Here is a 14,915-nt window from a genome sequence, read left to right on the forward strand (position 1 = left end):
CAGGCGTCAGGCGGTTCTCTATTCTCTTTACCAGGCATTGCCGGCCAGGGAGGCCACGCCGTTTCTGATTCAGGTCAAAGTGGATTTGGCTGAGCTGTTATTATCCGCCGTATCTATTCAGTACGGATTGATCCATGTCCTCTCGCGAAATCCGCATCGCCACCCGCAAAAGTGCACTGGCCCTCTGGCAGGCCGAATACGTCAAAGCCCGTTTGGAAGCAGCCCACCCGGGACTGTTGGTGACGCTGGTGCCCATGGTCAGTCGCGGCGACAAGCTGCTCGATTCCCCCCTGTCGAAAATCGGCGGCAAGGGTCTGTTCGTCAAGGAACTGGAAACTGCGCTGCTGGAGAACGAAGCCGACATCGCCGTCCATTCGATGAAAGACGTGCCGATGGACTTCCCTGAAGGCCTCGGTCTGTTCTGCATCTGCGAGCGCGAAGACCCTCGAGACGCGTTTGTTTCCAATACCTATTCCAGCCTCGATGCATTGCCTGCCGGCAGCATCGTCGGCACCTCCAGCCTGCGCCGCCAGGCACAGTTGCTGACCCGTCGCCCCGACCTGGAAATCCGTTTCCTGCGCGGCAACGTCAATACCCGTCTGGCCAAGCTCGATGCCGGCGAGTACGACGCGATCATCCTCGCGGCGGCCGGTCTGATTCGCCTCGGTTTCGAAGATCGCATCACCTCTGCGATCAGCGTCGACGACAGCCTGCCGGCGGGTGGCCAGGGTGCAGTCGGTATCGAATGTCGCAGTGCCGATACCGAAATCCATGCCTTGCTCGCGCCTTTGCATCACGCCGATACGGCTGACCGTGTGAGCGCCGAACGTGCCCTCAACAAACACTTGAATGGCGGCTGCCAGGTGCCGATCGCCTGCTACGCCGTGCTTGAAGGCGAACAACTGTGGCTGCGTGGTCTGGTCGGCGAGCCGAGCGGTGGCAAGTTGCTGAGCGCCGAAGCTCGTGCGCCGCGCGCTGACGCTGAAACGCTGGGCGTGCAAGTCGCTGAAGATTTGCTCCGCCAGGGTGCCGCCGACATTCTCAAGGCTGTCTACGGCGAGGCAGGTCACGAGTGACGGCCTGGCGTCTGCTGCTGACGCGCCCCGCTGACGATTGCGAGGCGCTGGCCGACGTGCTGGCCGGACAGGGGATTTTCAGCAGCTGCCTGCCGCTTTTGGAAATCGCGCCGCTGCCGGTCTCTGACACAATGCGCCAGACGTTTGCCAGGTTGTCGCGCTACAGCGCGGTGATCGTGGTCAGCAAACCGGCGGCGCGCATCGCTGTGCAATTGCTTGATGCCGACGGGGCGATTCTGTCGGTCATGCCCTGGTTCAGCGTTGGCGCGGCGACGGCGCAGATTCTTCGGGATCGGGGCCTGGATGCGCATTGTCCGGACGAGGGTGATGACAGCGAAGCGTTACTGCAATTGCCGCGTCTGCTCGAAGCTGTTGCCCGGCCCGGAGCGCAGGTGCTGATCCTGCGCGGAGAAGGCGGTCGCGAGCTGCTGGCCGAGCGCCTGCGCGAGCTTGGTGCTAGTGTCGAGTATCTGGAACTGTACCGCCGTGACCTTCCGGACTATCCGCCGCAGGAGCTGCCCCGCAGGATTGCGGCGGAACGCCTGAACGGGCTGGTGGTCAGCAGTGGACAGGGTTTTGAGCACCTGCGTCAATTGGCCGGCGATACATGGCCGGCGCTTGCGCAGATGCCGTTGTTTGTTCCAAGCCCAAGGGTCGCCGAGCAGGCACGTGCCGCCGGGGCCCGAACAGTTGTGGATTGTCGCGGCGCCAGCGCCGCGGCCTTGCTGACGGCGTTACGGGAGCATCCCGTGCCCGTTCTCTAATGCAAAGGATGGATACGTGAGCGAAACAGCCTTGCCTAAAGATGACGTTCAACCTGTGATCGATGCACCGGTTGAAGTACCGCCACCGGCCGCCGAACCGCGCCGAGGCAACGGATTGGCCATTGTCGCGCTGCTGCTCGGCGCCGCCGGAATCGCGGTGGGTGGCTGGGGTGTCTGGCAGGTGCGACACCTGCAAGCCAACACGCAGGAGCAATTGAGTCAGGTGCAGGCGTTGAATGATCAGGCGCAGACCCTGAAGCTCAACGAGCAGCGTCTGACCGAGCGTCTGGGGCAGTTGCCCGGTGCCGACGAGCTCGCCGAGCGCCAGCGTCTCGTCACGCAACTGCAGGGCGATCAGCAGCGCCTCAATCAACGTTTGGAAACCGTCCTCGGAGCAAGCCGCAAGGACTGGCGTCTGGCCGAGGCCGAGCATCTGCTGCGACTGGCCAGCCTGCGCCTTTCTGCCTTGCAGGACATCAGCAGCGCTCAGGCACTGGTGCAGGGTGCCGACGATATTCTGAAGGAGCAAAACGATCCGGGTTCGTTTGCCGCGCGTGAGCAAGTGGCGAAAACCCTGGTGGCGTTGCGCAGTACCGAGCAGCCAGATCGTACCGGTCTGTTCCTGAAGCTGGGCGCACTGCGCGATCAGGTCATCGGGCTCACCGAGCTGGCCCCCGAATACAAGGATCGCGGCGATTCGCTGCTGGGCCTGACCTCCGATGGCGACGGTGCCAGCCGCTGGTCGCAGTGGTGGGATCAGATCTCGCGCTACATCCGCATCGATTTCAATGCCGACAAGAACGTGCGGCCGCTGCTTGCCGGCCAGAGCCTCAGCCAGGTACGCCTGGCCCTGAGTCTCTCTCTGGAACAGGCGCAATGGGCGGCGCTCAACGGTCAGGCGGCGGTCTACACCCAGGCACTGACTGAGGCGCGGGACGTGCTCAAGGGTAATTTCAACCCGGACAACCCGCAGAGCAAAATCATGCTCGAGCAAGTGGCGGAACTGAGCAAGCAGCCGGTCACAGTTGTTACGCCGGATCTGGCGGGCACCCTCAGCGCCGTGCAGGCCTATCTTGAGCGTCGTAATGTCAACGCTGAAGACTCGGTGAAACCCTTCGCCAAACCTGCTGCCACCGTGCAGGAGGCCACGCCATGAAACGCCTGTATGTCATCGTGTTTCTGGTGATCGCTGCGACGGCGGCCCTTGGTCTGGCGATTGCCGAGCATTCCGGTTACGTATTGGTGGCTTACAAAAGCTTCCGTTATGAGTCGAGCCTGTGGGCGACGTTGGCGCTCGTGGCGGTGCTGTGGCTGCTGATCTGGGGCATCAAGGCGCTGGTCGAGCTGGTGCTGACTTCCGGTGGTGTGGTCAATCCATGGTCGCGCCGCAACCGCAGTCGTCGTGTGCAAGTGGCGATCGAACACGGTCAACTGGATCTGGCCGAAGGTCGCTGGGCGAGCGCCCAGCGTCACCTTTATCGGGCTGCCGAGGCCGAGCGCCAACCGTTGCTGTATTACCTCGGTGCCGCCCGTGCTGCCAACGAGCAAGGCAATTACGAGGAAAGTGATCGTCTGCTGGAGCGCGCCCTCGAGCGCCAGCCTCAGGCAGAACTGGCGATTGCCTTGAGCCACGCGCAGCTGCAAACCGACCGTGGCGACACGGAGGGCGCGCTGGTGACTTTGCAGGCGATGCGCGAGCGTCATCCGCACAACGTCCAGACCCTGCGTCAGTTGCAGCGTTTGCATCAACAGCGTGGTGACTGGTCGGCGGTGATCCGCATGCTGCCCGAGCTGCGCAAGGACAAAGTCCTGCCGCCTGCCGAACTGGCCGAGCTGGAGCGTCGCGCCTGGGGCGAGAACCTGTCGCTGGCGGCGCACCGCGAGGAAGATGGCGCGGTGGGTCTGCAGTCGCTCAATCGTGCCTGGCAGCAACTGACCTCGTCGCAGCGTCAGGAACCCCCGCTGGTCCTGGCTTACGCTGAGCAACTGCGCCAGCTCGGTGCTCAGGTCGAAGCGGAAGAGGTGCTGCGCAATGCCCTCAAGCGTAAGTACGACAGTCACCTGGCGCGCCTCTATGGCTTGGTGCGCGGCAGCGATCCGACGCGTCAATTGCAAGCGGCCGAGGGCTGGCTCAAGGATCATCCCGCCGACCCGAGCTTGCTGCTGACGCTCGGTCGACTGTGCCTGCAAGCCAGTCTGTGGGGCAAGGCGAGGGATTATCTGGAAAGCAGCCTGCGCACTCAGCGCAACCCGGAAGCCTGTGCGGAACTGGCTCGATTGCTGGCCCGACTCGGCGACACCGAGCGCAGCAACCAGTTGTTCCAGGAAGGCCTGGGGTTGTTGGATGAGCGTCTGCTGGCTGCGCCTCTACCGATACAGGCTAACGCCTGAATGGGCGAGGGAGTGCGCTCCCTCGCTGATGTTCTTGACTGAATAGTTACCTCTATTTCGCTTCTTTGGCAAAGTCCTACAGAGGCCTACATCCTTTCCTCTCAAGCCTGTCGGGATTTCCCTACACTTCTGGTGAAGTGTCGTCAGCGACTCGCCTTGAAAGGCCGCGTCCCTTTCCTCTACCGTAACTGCCTGTCTTTATTGTTACGGATAACCCATGTCGTTGACCTGCTCACGCTCCCTGTTTTTTATGGCTTTCACGGCGGGAACACTGGCGCTGGGAGCTTCCTACTACCTCGAGTACGCGGTCGGTCTGGTGCCTTGCAGCCTGTGTCTGGTGCAACGGCTTTTCCTGAGCATTCTCACCGCCTGCTGTGGCGTGGCGGCTGTGCATGGGCCCGGTCGTTCCGGTCTGTCGCTCTACTGGTCTGGCGCGTTGTCAGCCGCTCTGGGTGGAACAATGGCAGCCTGGCGACAGGTGCTGCTGCAAGGCGATTCGATGCAGCATCTGGCGCAATGCGCACCCAACCCGGAAGAGTTTTTCAGTCGTCTGCCCTGGCTCTGCGCCCTGGCACGGATGTTCAACGACAGCGAGGATTGTGCACAACTGTCCTGGACGCTGTTCGACCTGAGCATTCCGGAGTGGAGCCTGCTGTTCTTCGTCGCGATGTCGATCCTTGCGGTTTACCAGTTGCTTCGGCTGGCCTGGAGCGCTCTGCAGCGGCCGCTCAGCGGCGAAGCGTCGCACCGGGTGCTGGTCAGGGATTAAACACTTGTATGAACTTTCTCTCCTGCGTACCTTGAAGCCATAGGCGTGCGGGCATAATCTGGCCCGCACGTGTCATTGGATTTGTGTTGCTCGATGACGCTCTGCCTGAACGCCTCTCAAAGCAATAGCCAAAAGAAGGGGCGCAGGTGTAGGGCAGCATGACCCACAAGGGAAGAGAGATCGCCATGCTCGAAAGTTGTCAGAATGCTCAGGAACGTTGGGGTGGAGTTCATCTGCTGATCGACCGTTGGCTCCAGGAGCGTGAGGAGCTGATCGCTGCCTACGACAAGTTGGGCGCAGAACCTCAGTCACTCTCCGTGGATCGAAAGCCCTTGCAGGAGTTCTGCGGCGTGCTGGTCGATTACGTCTCGGCCGGGCACTTCGAAATCTACGAACAGCTGACGGGCGAGGCCAAGGCCTTCAACGACAAGCGCGGCCTGGAACTGGCCGAGACGATCTACCCGCGCATCGATGTCATCACGGAGAAACTGCTGGCCTTCAACGATCTTTGCGACGAAGGCAAATGCGTTGCCGAAAAATTCAAGGAGCTGGGTGGGCTGCTCCACGAGCGCTTCGAACTGGAGGACTGCCTCATCGAAGTGCTGCATACCGCCCACAAGGAAGAGGATTCGGTTCAGGCCTGAACCGACCCTGACACAAAAACGGTGCGCCAACAGCGCACCGTTTTTTATTGGGCGATCAACTGGTCGCGCCGCGCAACTCGACTTCGAACACCAACGGTGTGAACGGCGCGATCAAGTCGCCGGCACCGTCGGCGCCGTAAGCCTGATCGGATGGAATCACCAATCGCCACTTCGCACCCACCGGCATGTTTTGCAGCGCGGTGCGCCATCCTGCGATCACGCTGTCGAGATTGAACCACTGTGGCTGAGTGTTCTGATCGAACACGGTACCGTCCGGCAGTCGACCGACATACAGCACCTGTACTTTTCCATCCGGGCCGGCCTTCGTGCCATTCCCCGGCGCCAGCTCGGTCAGCAGGATGCCGTCAGCCAACTCTTTCACTCCCGGTTTGGCTTTTTCGGCGGTGAGAAAGCGTCGCTCGTTTTCCATCGCAGCTTCAGTCGACGGCATGGCTGCATGCTCGGCCGTCTGCGATTCGTGATCGGCCAGGATCTGTTCGATGCGTGCCTCGCTCAACGCCAGCGGCTTGCCTTGATAGGCCTGTTGCAGACCTTCGATCAGGGCCTGGATCTGTAGTTGCGGCACTTCCTGACGCAGCCGTTCACCGAGGCTCGCACCGAGGCTGTAGGCCAGATCGTGAGCGTCATTCGCGGTGTTTTTCTCGTCGGCCTGGACCGCCGAAAAGATCATGCAGAGGGATAAAAAAAGATAGCGCGACATGGGCACTCTCCGTCCTGAATTGCGGTGGATTATGCCAGCGCGAAGGTCTGCAACGGTGAACTGCTTTCGCCAATGTGCAGAAGTTTTTCGCAAGCCTGCAACCGAGTGCTTTCGATACTGTCAACATGCCCTAGCGGCGGTAGCAGCAGAGGTCTAGTATGAGCCGCACTCACGTCAGCCAGGAGGTAAACCATGTCGGCCACCAAGAAGCCTGTAAATACTCCGTTGCACTTACTCCAACAGCTCTCGGGCAGCCTGCTCGAACATTTGGAAAACGCTTGCTCCCAAGCCTTGGCTGATGCTGAAAAACTGCTCGCCAAACTGGAAAAGCAACGCGGCAAGGCACAAGAAAAACTGCACAAATCCCGCACCAAATTGCAGGACGCAGCCACAGCCGGTAAAGCCAAGGCGCAGACCAAGGCCAAGACTGCCGTGAAGGAACTCGAAGACCTGCTGGATGCGCTGAAGGATCGTCAGTCCGACACCCGCAGCTACATTCTGCAACTCAAGCGCGATGCCCAGGAAAGCCTGAAACTGGCCCAGGGTGTCGGTCGTGTTCAAGAAGCCGTCGGCAAGGTGTTGTCCCTGCGTTCGGCAAAACCGGCAGCGGCGCCTGCGAAAAAAGCGGCCGCCAAACCTGCTGCAAAAGCCCCGGCCAAGGCGCCAGTGAAAGCCGCTGTAAAACCTGCAGCGAAGAAACCCGCAGCCGCAAGCGTTGCTAAACCTGCGGCTAAAACCACGGCGGCCAAACCAGCTGCCGCCAAACCGGCTGCTGCAAAACCAGCCGCCAAACCTGCGGCGAAAAGCGCTGCTGCGAAAGCGGCTCCGGCTAGAACTGCCGCTGCGAAACCTGCAGCCAAGCCAGCCACCAAAGTGGCCGCTAAACCGGTAGCAAAACCAGCCGTTAAAGCCGCCGCTAAGCCGGCTGCCAAAACTGCTGCTGCCAAGCCTGCGGCGAAAACCGCTGCCAAGCCGGTTGCTGCGAAACCTGCAGCCAAAGCGGCGGCGAAACCGGCGGCCAAGCCTGCGGTAAAAGCTGCGGCCAAACCTGCTGCAAAACCAGCGGCCAAACCGGCTGCTGCAGCGAAGCCTGCAACTACCGCAGCCAAGCCAGCAACCGCCGCTAAACCGGCCGCCAAGCCAGCCGCGAAACCTGCTGCAAAACCAGCAGTGAAAAAACCTGCCGCTGCCAAGCCGGCTGCCGCCAAACCAGCAGCCAAACCAGCTGCAGCAAAACCTGCCACTGCGCCTGCTGCCAAACCTGCTGCCGCACCGGCAACCCCGGCTCCGACTGCAGCACCGGCCGCCACTGCCTCGACCACCGCAACCACGCCATCGTCGGCACCGGTGTCGAGCGTCGCCAGCAACCCGTCCAGCGCTTCCTAAGCGCCGGTCGCCGCGACGCGCAGCACTTGCAGCGCGTCGCGGTTCAGGTTGGCCGCACTGCCGGCCAGAACCTCCAGCCAGTCACTCGATTCCTTCGAACTACGCTTCCAGCCTTGCGCGGCGCCTTCAAGTCGCGACAGCAGCGCACGCTCAGCCTCCAGCTCCAATCCCTTGATCTGCTCGCGCATCCCCTTGAGCACCGGATCGGTGTCGGCCAGGGCTTTCCACTGCATGCGCAATGCGCGTAACGGCTGGACTACTTCCCGGTCCCAAGGCTCTGTCAGTTCCAGAAGCTGCCGGGCGCGCCCCTCGTCGCAGGTCACATCGCGCTGTTCCAGCCACAAGCCACACAGCATCAGGCACACATTGGCCCCTGCCGATTGCAGGCGCAGGCAGGCATCCTCCACACCGGGACGGGCGTAGACGGCAAGGGCAAAGCTCCACAGGTCAGAGGACATCGTGCTACTCGCGCCAGTTGCGGACGAAGCTGGTAGACTCCGCCGCCATTATGATCCGACTTCAGAACCTGACTTTACAGCGTGGCCCGCAACGTCTGCTAGAAGACGCCGAGCTGACCCTGCACGCCGGCCACAAAGCCGGCCTCATCGGTGCCAACGGCGCCGGCAAATCCAGCCTGTTCGCCTTGCTCCGCGGTGAGTTGCACCCGGACTCGGGCGATTGCCTGTTGCCGGCCGATTGGCGTATCGCCCACATGCGCCAGGAGGTCGATACCCTCGAGCGTCTGGCGGTCGACTACGTGCTCGATGGCGACCTGCGCCTGCGCGAGGTCCAGCGTGACCTCGCAGCGGCCGAAGAGGCCCACGACGGGGCTGCTCTGGCGCGCCTGCACGCCGAACTCGACAGCGCCGACGGTTACACCGCCGATGCGCGGGCGCGCAAGTTGCTGGCCGGTCTCGGTTTCACCAATGAGCAGATGGATCGTCAGGTAGGAGATTTCTCCGGTGGCTGGCGGATGCGTCTGAACCTTGCGCAGGCTTTGATGTGCCCGTCAGACCTGCTGCTGCTCGACGAGCCGACCAACCACCTGGACCTCGACGCCATCATCTGGCTCGAAGAGTGGCTGAAAAGTTACCCCGGCACTTTGTTGCTGATTTCCCACGACCGGGATTTCCTCGATGAAGTGGTCGATCACGTGGCTCACGTCGATCAGCGCAAGCTGGTGCTCTACCGTGGCGGCTACACCGCGTTCGAACGCGCCCGCGCCGAGCGTCTGGCCCAGCAGCAACAGGCCTACGAGAAGCAGCAGGCGCAGCGTGCGCACATGGAAAGCTACATTGCCCGGTTCAAGGCCCAGGCCACCAAGGCCCGTCAGGCTCAGAGCCGGATCAAGGCGCTTGAGCGGATGGAAGAGCTGTCGGCGGCCCACGTCGATTCGCCGTTCGACTTCGTGTTCCGCGAGTCGACCAAGATCTCCAGCCCGCTGATCGACCTGTCCGATGCGCGTTTGGGTTACGGCGAGAAAACCGTGCTGGAGAAGGTCAAGCTGCAACTGACCCCCGGTGCGCGAATCGGTCTGCTCGGCCCCAACGGCGCCGGTAAATCGACCCTGATCAAGAACCTCGCCGGCGAGCTGTCGCCGCTGGCCGGGCGCCTGACCCGTGGCGAGAACACGGTGGTCGGCTACTTCGCCCAGCATCAGCTCGATTCGCTGGATGCCAAGGCCAGCCCGTTGCTGCACCTGCAACGTCTGGCGCCGACCGAGCGTGAGCAGACCCTGCGCGACTTCCTTGGCGGTTTCGACTTCCGTGGCGCACGGATCGACGAGCCGGTGCTGAACTTCTCCGGTGGCGAAAAAGCCCGTCTGGCCCTGGCGTTGATCGCCTGGGAACGGCCGAACCTGTTGCTGCTCGACGAACCGACCAACCACCTGGACCTGGAAATGCGCCTGGCGCTGACCATGGCGTTGCAGGAGTTCAGTGGCGCGGTGCTGGTGGTTTCCCACGATCGGCACCTGCTCAAGAGCACCACCGACAACTTCTTCCTGGTCGCCGACGGCAAGGTCGAAGAGTTCGATGGCGACCTCGAAGACTACGCCCGTTGGCTGGTCGAGTACCGTCAGCGCAACGCCCCGGTCAGCAACACGCCGGTCAACCCGGACAAGACCGACAAGAAAGCCCAGCGCCAGGCCGCCGCTGCGTTGCGTCAGCAACTGGCGCCGCACAAGCGCGAAGCCGACAAGCTCGAAGCCGAGCTGGGCAAGCTGCACGAGAAACTGGCCAAGGTCGATGCCAGCCTCGGCGACAGCGACATCTACGAGCCTGCACGCAAGAACGAATTGCGCGACCTGCTGGCCGAACAGGCCAAGCTGAAAGTCCGCGAAGGCGAACTTGAAGAGGCGTGGATGCAGGCGCTGGAAACCCTGGAAACCATGCAGTCGGAGCTGGAGGCGCTGTCCTGATGGAGGCGTTCAAGCTGCCGCTGCCGGCGGTGTGGATCGAGCCGATCTGGCTCGGCGTGCAGATTCTGCTGATCCTGCTGGCCGGCTATTTCGCCCAGCGTGTCGTCGCGCGATTCCTGACGCGCCTGGGCGAGAAATATCCGTTCCCGCCGCAGTTGCTGATGCCGCTTCGCGGGGGCCTGCGCTGGCTGATCATGGGCAGTGCGCTGATCTTCGTGCTGGAACGTCTCGGTGTTTCTGCCACCGTGCTGTGGACAGCGTTGTCCGGTTTCGTCGCCGTTGCAGCCGTGGCGTTCTTCGCCATGTGGAGCGTGCTGTCGAACCTGCTCTGCGCGATTCTGATCTTCACCGTCGGCCCGTTTCGTCTGGGCGATGTGGTGGAGCTGGTGGACACCACCGACAAGCCCGGCGTCAAAGGCCGGGTGGTGGCGATCAATCTGCTCTACACCACGCTGATCGAGGCCGAAGAACTCGGCACCGGCAGCGCCATGGTGCAGGTGCCCAATAGCCTGTTCTTCCAGCGCTCGGTAAGACGCTGGCGCGGGTCGGATGTGCTTCCTTCCAGCGGCTTCGAAAAGTGATCGGACGCCGGCCACGTTGGTCGGCGGCCGCAACATCCTGAAAAAAAATCGGTAGTCATCCAGCCTGAATCCCATTAGCTTGGACGTTTGTCACGAGTCTGAGTCGAGGTGTGCGATGGAGCTTCAAACATGGCTGGCGTTTTTTGCCGCGTGTTGGGTAATCAGCCTTTCTCCGGGCGCCGGCGCGATTGCGTCGATGTCCAGCGGTCTGCAATACGGTTTCTGGCGCGGTTACTGGAACGCCCTGGGCCTGCAACTTGGCCTGGCCCTGCAGATTGCCATCGTCGGCGCCGGTGTCGGCGCAATCCTCACCGCTTCGGCCACTGCGTTCCATGCGATCAAATGGTTTGGTGTCGCCTACCTGGTTTACCTGGCGATCAAGCAGTGGCGCGCACTGCCGATGGACATGAGCGATGACGCGGCGGTACGTCCGATCGGTCGGCCGATGGCTCTGGTGTTCCGTGGATTCCTGGTGAACATCAGCAACCCCAAGGCCCTGGTGTTCATGCTGGCGGTGCTGCCGCAGTTCATCAATCCTCACGCACCGCTGTTGATCCAGTATGTGGTGATCGGCGTGACCATGATTTGCGTCGACCTGATCGTCATGGCCGGTTACACCGGGCTGGCGTCGAAGGTGCTTCGCCTGTTGCGCACACCGACCCAGCAGAAACGCATGAACCGTACGTTTGCCGGGCTGTTCATCGGCGCGGCGGCATTCATGGCGACGTTGCGCAAAGCCGCGGCCTAAAGCAGGCAGGCATAAAAAAGGCGACCTTTTCAGGTCGCCTTTTTCGTTTCCGGCAGCCGGTCAGTGAAGAATCACCGGCGCCGTATCACGCGGCAGATTGTTGCGCTGCTGCGGTTCGCGCGGCTGCTCGTAACCGCCACCGCCGAGCTGCATGCTCAGCTGTCCGGCCACGTCTTCGCCCAGTGCCTTCGAGACATCGCGAACCACCCGTGGGCGGTTCAGCGAGATCTTGATGTCGCGGTGGTTCACCAGTTTGGTGTCCTGCGCTTCACCCATGGCCGTGAAGGCCGAGGTGATTTCGTAGGTCTTGGTGTTGATCAGGCTGAAATCCGCCACCAGCGTCAGGCCCAGTACGGCTGAATAGCTGTCGGTGTTGGCCAGCTCGTTCATGTCCTGGGTGAAGTCGATGTCCGAAACGGTACCGAACAGCACGTAGTCGGCGCCCTTGAAGTTGCCGGCCTTGATCCGCTTGATTACGTCGTAGACGTCACCCTTGGACGAAGCCGTGTACGGCGTGCCCTGCACCAGCTGGAACATGCCGGTGCGCAGGATTTCACCCTTGATGTCGCCGGTGAATTTACGCAGCTCGCCTTGTTCGATGTAGCTGGTGGAGGCTTCGAGCTCGTTGTAGTTCGAAGAACCGCTGGAGCTGTAGTAGCCCTCACGGTAATTGTTCTGCGCCGAAACGATGTGGATGTATTGCTCCACGCGTTCCTGATAAGCCAGATCCGTCACCGCAACTTTCGGGGCCGCTTGCGCGCTGAACGCGCAAGCCAGGGCCATCATGCCAATCCATGCACGCATCGATCAACGCTCCGTGGTTTTGCGGATCTCTTTCTCGTCCATCCACTCAGCCAGACCGCTTTCGACGTCGATCAGTTGCAGGCTGAATTTGTAGAAGACGTCCTTGTAGTCGCTGCTGCGCTTGACGATCGAGCTGATCGAACCTTCAAGACGGTATTTGGCGGCGATCATGTTGCCGGTCTTGGCCACGGTGCTTTTCTTGTACAGGCCGCTCTGGTTTTGCAGCTTGAGCTGGTCGACCTGGCTCTGCATTGCGGTGTTGTCGCTGGCGAAGCGGGCGGTGCCGGACTTCATCAGCTGGGTCTTGATGCTGGTGGTGATTTCACGGGTGTCGATGTATTCGCTGGTCTTGTTCTTCACGTCGTAGACTTGAACCACCGGGCGGCCCTGCAGAATGCCGGACTGGGCCAGGGAGCGGGTCATCGATTCGGCGATCATCTGCAGGTCGGTCGAGCCGAACTCGTTGGTCACGGTTTCAACGGCCTTGGTGTCGCCGTAGCTGATGTTCTTGCTGCCCAGGGTCGGCGAAGTGTTGGCGCAACCGGAGGCCAGCAGGGCGAGGACAGCGATGAAGGAAAAGCGTGCAAACATGGGAATGTTCTCTGAATCGGGAATAGGGTGTCGGGCTTAAGGCGTCTTCATTTCAAGACGGAAGTCCACGGCTTTCGGCGTCGGGGCGATGCCCTGGATGAAGCTGGTCTGGGCGCCGTACATCATCTGGCTCTTCCAGACTTCTTCCTCGGCGATCGGGAAGCCTTCCGCGCCGAGCCAGGCAAAGCGGTAGTAGAACGTCTTGTTGCTGTTGAGGGTGTTGGTCAACTGCACATTGACGGTCATGAAGCCGTTCTCACGGGCAACGCGCATGGCGCCGACCGCGATGTGTTTCTGCGGGCCCATGGCCACGACCTTGCTCGCGGCGCTGCCCGGCTCCGGTGGTGGCGGGGTGGCGCAGCCGCTGGCCAACACGGCGAGGGCGGCGACGGCGAAGAGTTTGAAACGCATGCAAAGACTCCGTTCTTAAGGTTGTTTGAGGCTGGCTACGGCGGTGGTGCCGGCGCTCGGGGTCACGTGAGCGGCGAGGCCCGCGGCGAACACCTGATTGCCGACGGCGCGCAGGGTGATGACCTGATAACGCTGATCGACGGTAACTTTGACCTGCGTGCCACCCACGGCGCTCGGCAGAGTAACCTGATGCTCACCCTTTTTCAGGCGCAGACGTACCACTTGAGTGGTGTCCGGCAGGGTACGCCATGTACGGGTATCGGCACCTTCGAGCACCGCTGAAGAGATACCCACGGCCAGACCCGCCAGTGGGTTGGTTTCGTTGATCTTCTTCTGCGCCACGCCTTTGGTGATTGCCCGCACCATGGTGCGCACGATGATCCCTGGCATGTCATCGCGCAGGGCGCGGCGGGACATGGCAGTGGTGCTGTTGAGGGCGGTCAGGTTCAGTTGCTGGCCGTCGACACCGATCTGCGCGAAGGTCGCGGTCGAGGTGTCAGGCTTGATGATCGGGAACGACAGCGGGGTGATCACCACGTTGTCGGAGATCGGCAGCGGCAGCGGCACGCGGATCGAGTCGCGGGCCGGTGCCAGGCCGCTTTGCACCACGATCAGGACGTCGCTGTCATCGCTCTTGACCGGTTTGTCGAGGTTGACCAGCGCCTGTTCCAGCAGCGGCGTGTTCGGACGCAGTTCGGCCGCTTTGCGGTAACCCGGCGCGGCCAGGTCTTTTTCGTCCAGGGCTTCGTAGACGAAACCGGCCAGATAGTGGCTGAACGCACTCTGGTAGCTGTTCTTCAGGCCGACCACTTCCGGGGCGTCGAGGCTGGCGACCGGGTAGCCTTGCAGGTCCTTGTACTGGGTCTTGATGCCTTCATTCTCGGCTTCCTCTTCGCTCTTGAGGTATTCCTTGTCACGCAGGTCGGCGATCACGGCTTCACGTTCGTGGGTCTTCTTGATCGCGGTGCGGGCGCCGTCGAAATCGTTGACCGCCAGCAGGTTCAGGGCCATCTGCGTGGTCAGCATGACTTTTTCGTAGTCGTAGCCTTCGTAGCGACGGACCTTGTCATTGACCAGGAAACTGCCGAACTGGGCCAGGTATTTGTCGGTGTCGAGCTTGACCGAGTCTTCCCACTTGCCCACCACCTGGTCGGCGCTGGTCCAGGCGTTCTGGCTGCCGGACAAGTCGCCCTTGGCGCGCAGCAGTTCACCTTTCTCGAAGTAATAGAGCAGGTCCTTGTCCGGGCTGGTGTTGTTCTTTTCCAGCAGAGTCAGGGCGGCGTCGACGTTGCCGGTGGCCAGTTGCTGGTTGGTCTGGGCCAGTTCGGAATCGTAGTTGCGAAACGCCGAACAGCCGGACAGCAGAGTGACTGCGCCAAGCGCGATCAGAGTGGGAGCGCGAAATGCCATGGGGTACTTCTTCCATGAGTAGCGACAGCCTCGGGTGCGGGTCGGGCTGCTGGGACCGATCGGCAGTGGCGTTGGCCTCCTGCCAATTCCTCATAAACAGAGGAGCTTTAATGCCGCATCGCGATAACGAGGGCGCGGCATTATAAGCGGGCGATGCTGGCTATGTAATAGCTATTTAATTGCACCGGTTAGTTAGATGC

At 61.7% G+C, this 14,915-nt stretch carries 16 protein-coding genes; 10 read left to right on the top strand and 6 right to left on the bottom strand.

All coding sequences use genetic code 11. The features are described from left to right. The first annotated feature begins 134 nt into the window (after positions 1–134). The 6 genes from hemC (at position 135) to rsd (ending at position 5,644) form a co-directional block, all read left to right on the top strand. Positions 135–1,076 (top strand): hydroxymethylbilane synthase, encoded by a 942-nt coding sequence (gene hemC / locus CAF87_RS11000; protein WP_085731437.1) that lies wholly within the window; start codon positions 135–137, stop codon positions 1,074–1,076. Continuing rightward, positions 1,073–1,840: a uroporphyrinogen-III synthase gene (locus CAF87_RS11005; RefSeq protein WP_085731438.1), complete on the top strand. Its 768-nt coding sequence runs from the start codon at positions 1,073–1,075 to the stop codon at positions 1,838–1,840. The genes hemC and CAF87_RS11005 overlap by 4 nt, the downstream gene beginning before the upstream one ends. A gap of 16 nt (positions 1,841–1,856) precedes the next feature. Next, entirely contained in the window at positions 1,857–2,996 is a 1,140-nt protein-coding gene (locus CAF87_RS11010; RefSeq protein ID WP_085731439.1) for a uroporphyrinogen-III C-methyltransferase, read from the top strand. Then, positions 2,993–4,231 (top strand): heme biosynthesis protein HemY, encoded by a 1,239-nt coding sequence (locus CAF87_RS11015; RefSeq protein ID WP_085731440.1) that lies wholly within the window; start codon positions 2,993–2,995, stop codon positions 4,229–4,231. Before CAF87_RS11010 ends, CAF87_RS11015 begins: the two co-directional genes overlap by 4 nt. A gap of 217 nt (positions 4,232–4,448) precedes the next feature. Next, positions 4,449–5,000: a disulfide bond formation protein B gene (locus CAF87_RS11020; RefSeq protein ID WP_085731441.1), complete on the top strand. Its 552-nt coding sequence runs from the start codon at positions 4,449–4,451 to the stop codon at positions 4,998–5,000. A 185-nt stretch (positions 5,001–5,185) separates the two neighbouring features. After that, positions 5,186–5,644, top strand: a complete 459-nt coding sequence (rsd, locus tag CAF87_RS11025) for a sigma D regulator (RefSeq protein ID WP_085731442.1) — start codon at positions 5,186–5,188, stop codon at positions 5,642–5,644. Between the two features lie 55 nt (positions 5,645–5,699). Here rsd and CAF87_RS11030 read toward each other — a convergent pair whose 3' ends face one another. After that, positions 5,700–6,365: an FKBP-type peptidyl-prolyl cis-trans isomerase gene (locus CAF87_RS11030; protein WP_085731443.1), complete on the bottom strand. Its 666-nt coding sequence runs from the start codon at positions 6,363–6,365 to the stop codon at positions 5,700–5,702. 192 nt (positions 6,366–6,557) lie between these two features. Between CAF87_RS11030 and CAF87_RS11035 the strand changes: the two genes are divergently transcribed. Further along, positions 6,558–7,751, top strand: a complete 1,194-nt coding sequence (locus CAF87_RS11035; protein WP_085731444.1) for an AlgP family protein — start codon at positions 6,558–6,560, stop codon at positions 7,749–7,751. On the opposite strand, the gene CAF87_RS11040 is transcribed toward CAF87_RS11035, so the two are convergent. After that, positions 7,748–8,209 (bottom strand): TIGR02444 family protein, encoded by a 462-nt coding sequence (locus CAF87_RS11040; RefSeq protein WP_085731445.1) that lies wholly within the window; start codon positions 8,207–8,209, stop codon positions 7,748–7,750. The genes CAF87_RS11035 and CAF87_RS11040 overlap by 4 nt on opposite strands. A gap of 50 nt (positions 8,210–8,259) precedes the next feature. Between CAF87_RS11040 and abc-f the strand changes: the two genes are divergently transcribed. The 3 genes from abc-f to CAF87_RS11055 all read left to right on the top strand — a co-directional run bounded on the left by abc-f (position 8,260) and on the right by CAF87_RS11055 (position 11,499). Continuing rightward, positions 8,260–10,170, top strand: coding sequence for a ribosomal protection-like ABC-F family protein (gene abc-f / locus CAF87_RS11045; protein WP_085731446.1), 1,911 nt, complete (start codon positions 8,260–8,262; stop codon positions 10,168–10,170). Continuing rightward, positions 10,170–10,751 (top strand): mechanosensitive ion channel family protein, encoded by a 582-nt coding sequence (locus CAF87_RS11050; RefSeq protein ID WP_085731447.1) that lies wholly within the window; start codon positions 10,170–10,172, stop codon positions 10,749–10,751. Before abc-f ends, CAF87_RS11050 begins: the two co-directional genes overlap by 1 nt. A gap of 115 nt (positions 10,752–10,866) precedes the next feature. Next, a complete protein-coding gene (locus tag CAF87_RS11055; RefSeq protein ID WP_085708946.1) occupies positions 10,867–11,499 on the top strand; it encodes a LysE family transporter in 633 nt (210 codons plus the stop codon). 60 nt (positions 11,500–11,559) lie between these two features. Here CAF87_RS11055 and CAF87_RS11060 read toward each other — a convergent pair whose 3' ends face one another. Genes CAF87_RS11060 through CAF87_RS11075 form a run of 4 tightly spaced genes read right to left on the bottom strand, consistent with a single transcriptional unit; the run spans position 11,560 to position 14,715 of the window. Beyond that, positions 11,560–12,303, bottom strand: coding sequence for a penicillin-binding protein activator LpoB (locus tag CAF87_RS11060; RefSeq protein ID WP_085731448.1), 744 nt, complete (start codon positions 12,301–12,303; stop codon positions 11,560–11,562). 3 nt (positions 12,304–12,306) lie between these two features. Continuing rightward, on the bottom strand, positions 12,307–12,894 hold the full coding sequence (gene lpoB, locus CAF87_RS11065) for a penicillin-binding protein activator LpoB (protein WP_007951848.1): 588 nt from the start codon (positions 12,892–12,894) through the stop codon (positions 12,307–12,309). A 36-nt stretch (positions 12,895–12,930) separates the two neighbouring features. After that, on the bottom strand, positions 12,931–13,305 hold the full coding sequence (locus tag CAF87_RS11070; RefSeq protein ID WP_085731449.1) for a YcfL family protein: 375 nt from the start codon (positions 13,303–13,305) through the stop codon (positions 12,931–12,933). A gap of 15 nt (positions 13,306–13,320) precedes the next feature. Beyond that, the gene (locus CAF87_RS11075; RefSeq protein WP_085731450.1) at positions 13,321–14,715 is read right to left on the bottom strand and encodes a COG3014 family protein; all 1,395 of its coding nucleotides are present in this window, start codon (positions 14,713–14,715) and stop codon (positions 13,321–13,323) included. Positions 14,716–14,915 lie beyond the last annotated feature (200 nt).

It is taken from the genome of Pseudomonas sp. R38(2017), assembly GCF_002112395.1.
In the GTDB taxonomy this organism is placed as follows: Bacteria; Pseudomonadota; Gammaproteobacteria; order Pseudomonadales; family Pseudomonadaceae; genus Aquipseudomonas.

What these genes read in the sequence shown, in the direction of transcription:
- hemC (WP_085731437.1), top strand. Translation starts at nt 135, where the DNA reads ATGTCCTCTCGCGAAATCCGCATCGCCACCCGCAAAAGTGCACTGGCC.
- CAF87_RS11015 (WP_085731440.1), top strand. Translation starts at nt 2,993, where the DNA reads ATGAAACGCCTGTATGTCATCGTGTTTCTGGTGATCGCTGCGACGGCG.
- CAF87_RS11020 (WP_085731441.1), top strand. Translation starts at nt 4,449, where the DNA reads ATGTCGTTGACCTGCTCACGCTCCCTGTTTTTTATGGCTTTCACGGCG.
- rsd (WP_085731442.1), top strand. Translation starts at nt 5,186, where the DNA reads ATGCTCGAAAGTTGTCAGAATGCTCAGGAACGTTGGGGTGGAGTTCAT.
- CAF87_RS11030 (WP_085731443.1), bottom strand. Translation starts at nt 6,365, where the DNA reads ATGTCGCGCTATCTTTTTTTATCCCTCTGCATGATCTTTTCGGCGGTC.
- CAF87_RS11035 (WP_085731444.1), top strand. Translation starts at nt 6,558, where the DNA reads ATGTCGGCCACCAAGAAGCCTGTAAATACTCCGTTGCACTTACTCCAA.
- CAF87_RS11040 (WP_085731445.1), bottom strand. Translation starts at nt 8,209, where the DNA reads ATGTCCTCTGACCTGTGGAGCTTTGCCCTTGCCGTCTACGCCCGTCCC.
- abc-f (WP_085731446.1), top strand. Translation starts at nt 8,260, where the DNA reads ATGATCCGACTTCAGAACCTGACTTTACAGCGTGGCCCGCAACGTCTG.
- CAF87_RS11050 (WP_085731447.1), top strand. Translation starts at nt 10,170, where the DNA reads ATGGAGGCGTTCAAGCTGCCGCTGCCGGCGGTGTGGATCGAGCCGATC.
- CAF87_RS11055 (WP_085708946.1), top strand. Translation starts at nt 10,867, where the DNA reads ATGGAGCTTCAAACATGGCTGGCGTTTTTTGCCGCGTGTTGGGTAATC.
- CAF87_RS11060 (WP_085731448.1), bottom strand. Translation starts at nt 12,303, where the DNA reads ATGCGTGCATGGATTGGCATGATGGCCCTGGCTTGCGCGTTCAGCGCG.
- lpoB (WP_007951848.1), bottom strand. Translation starts at nt 12,894, where the DNA reads ATGTTTGCACGCTTTTCCTTCATCGCTGTCCTCGCCCTGCTGGCCTCC.
- CAF87_RS11070 (WP_085731449.1), bottom strand. Translation starts at nt 13,305, where the DNA reads ATGCGTTTCAAACTCTTCGCCGTCGCCGCCCTCGCCGTGTTGGCCAGC.
- CAF87_RS11075 (WP_085731450.1), bottom strand. Translation starts at nt 14,715, where the DNA reads ATGGCATTTCGCGCTCCCACTCTGATCGCGCTTGGCGCAGTCACTCTG.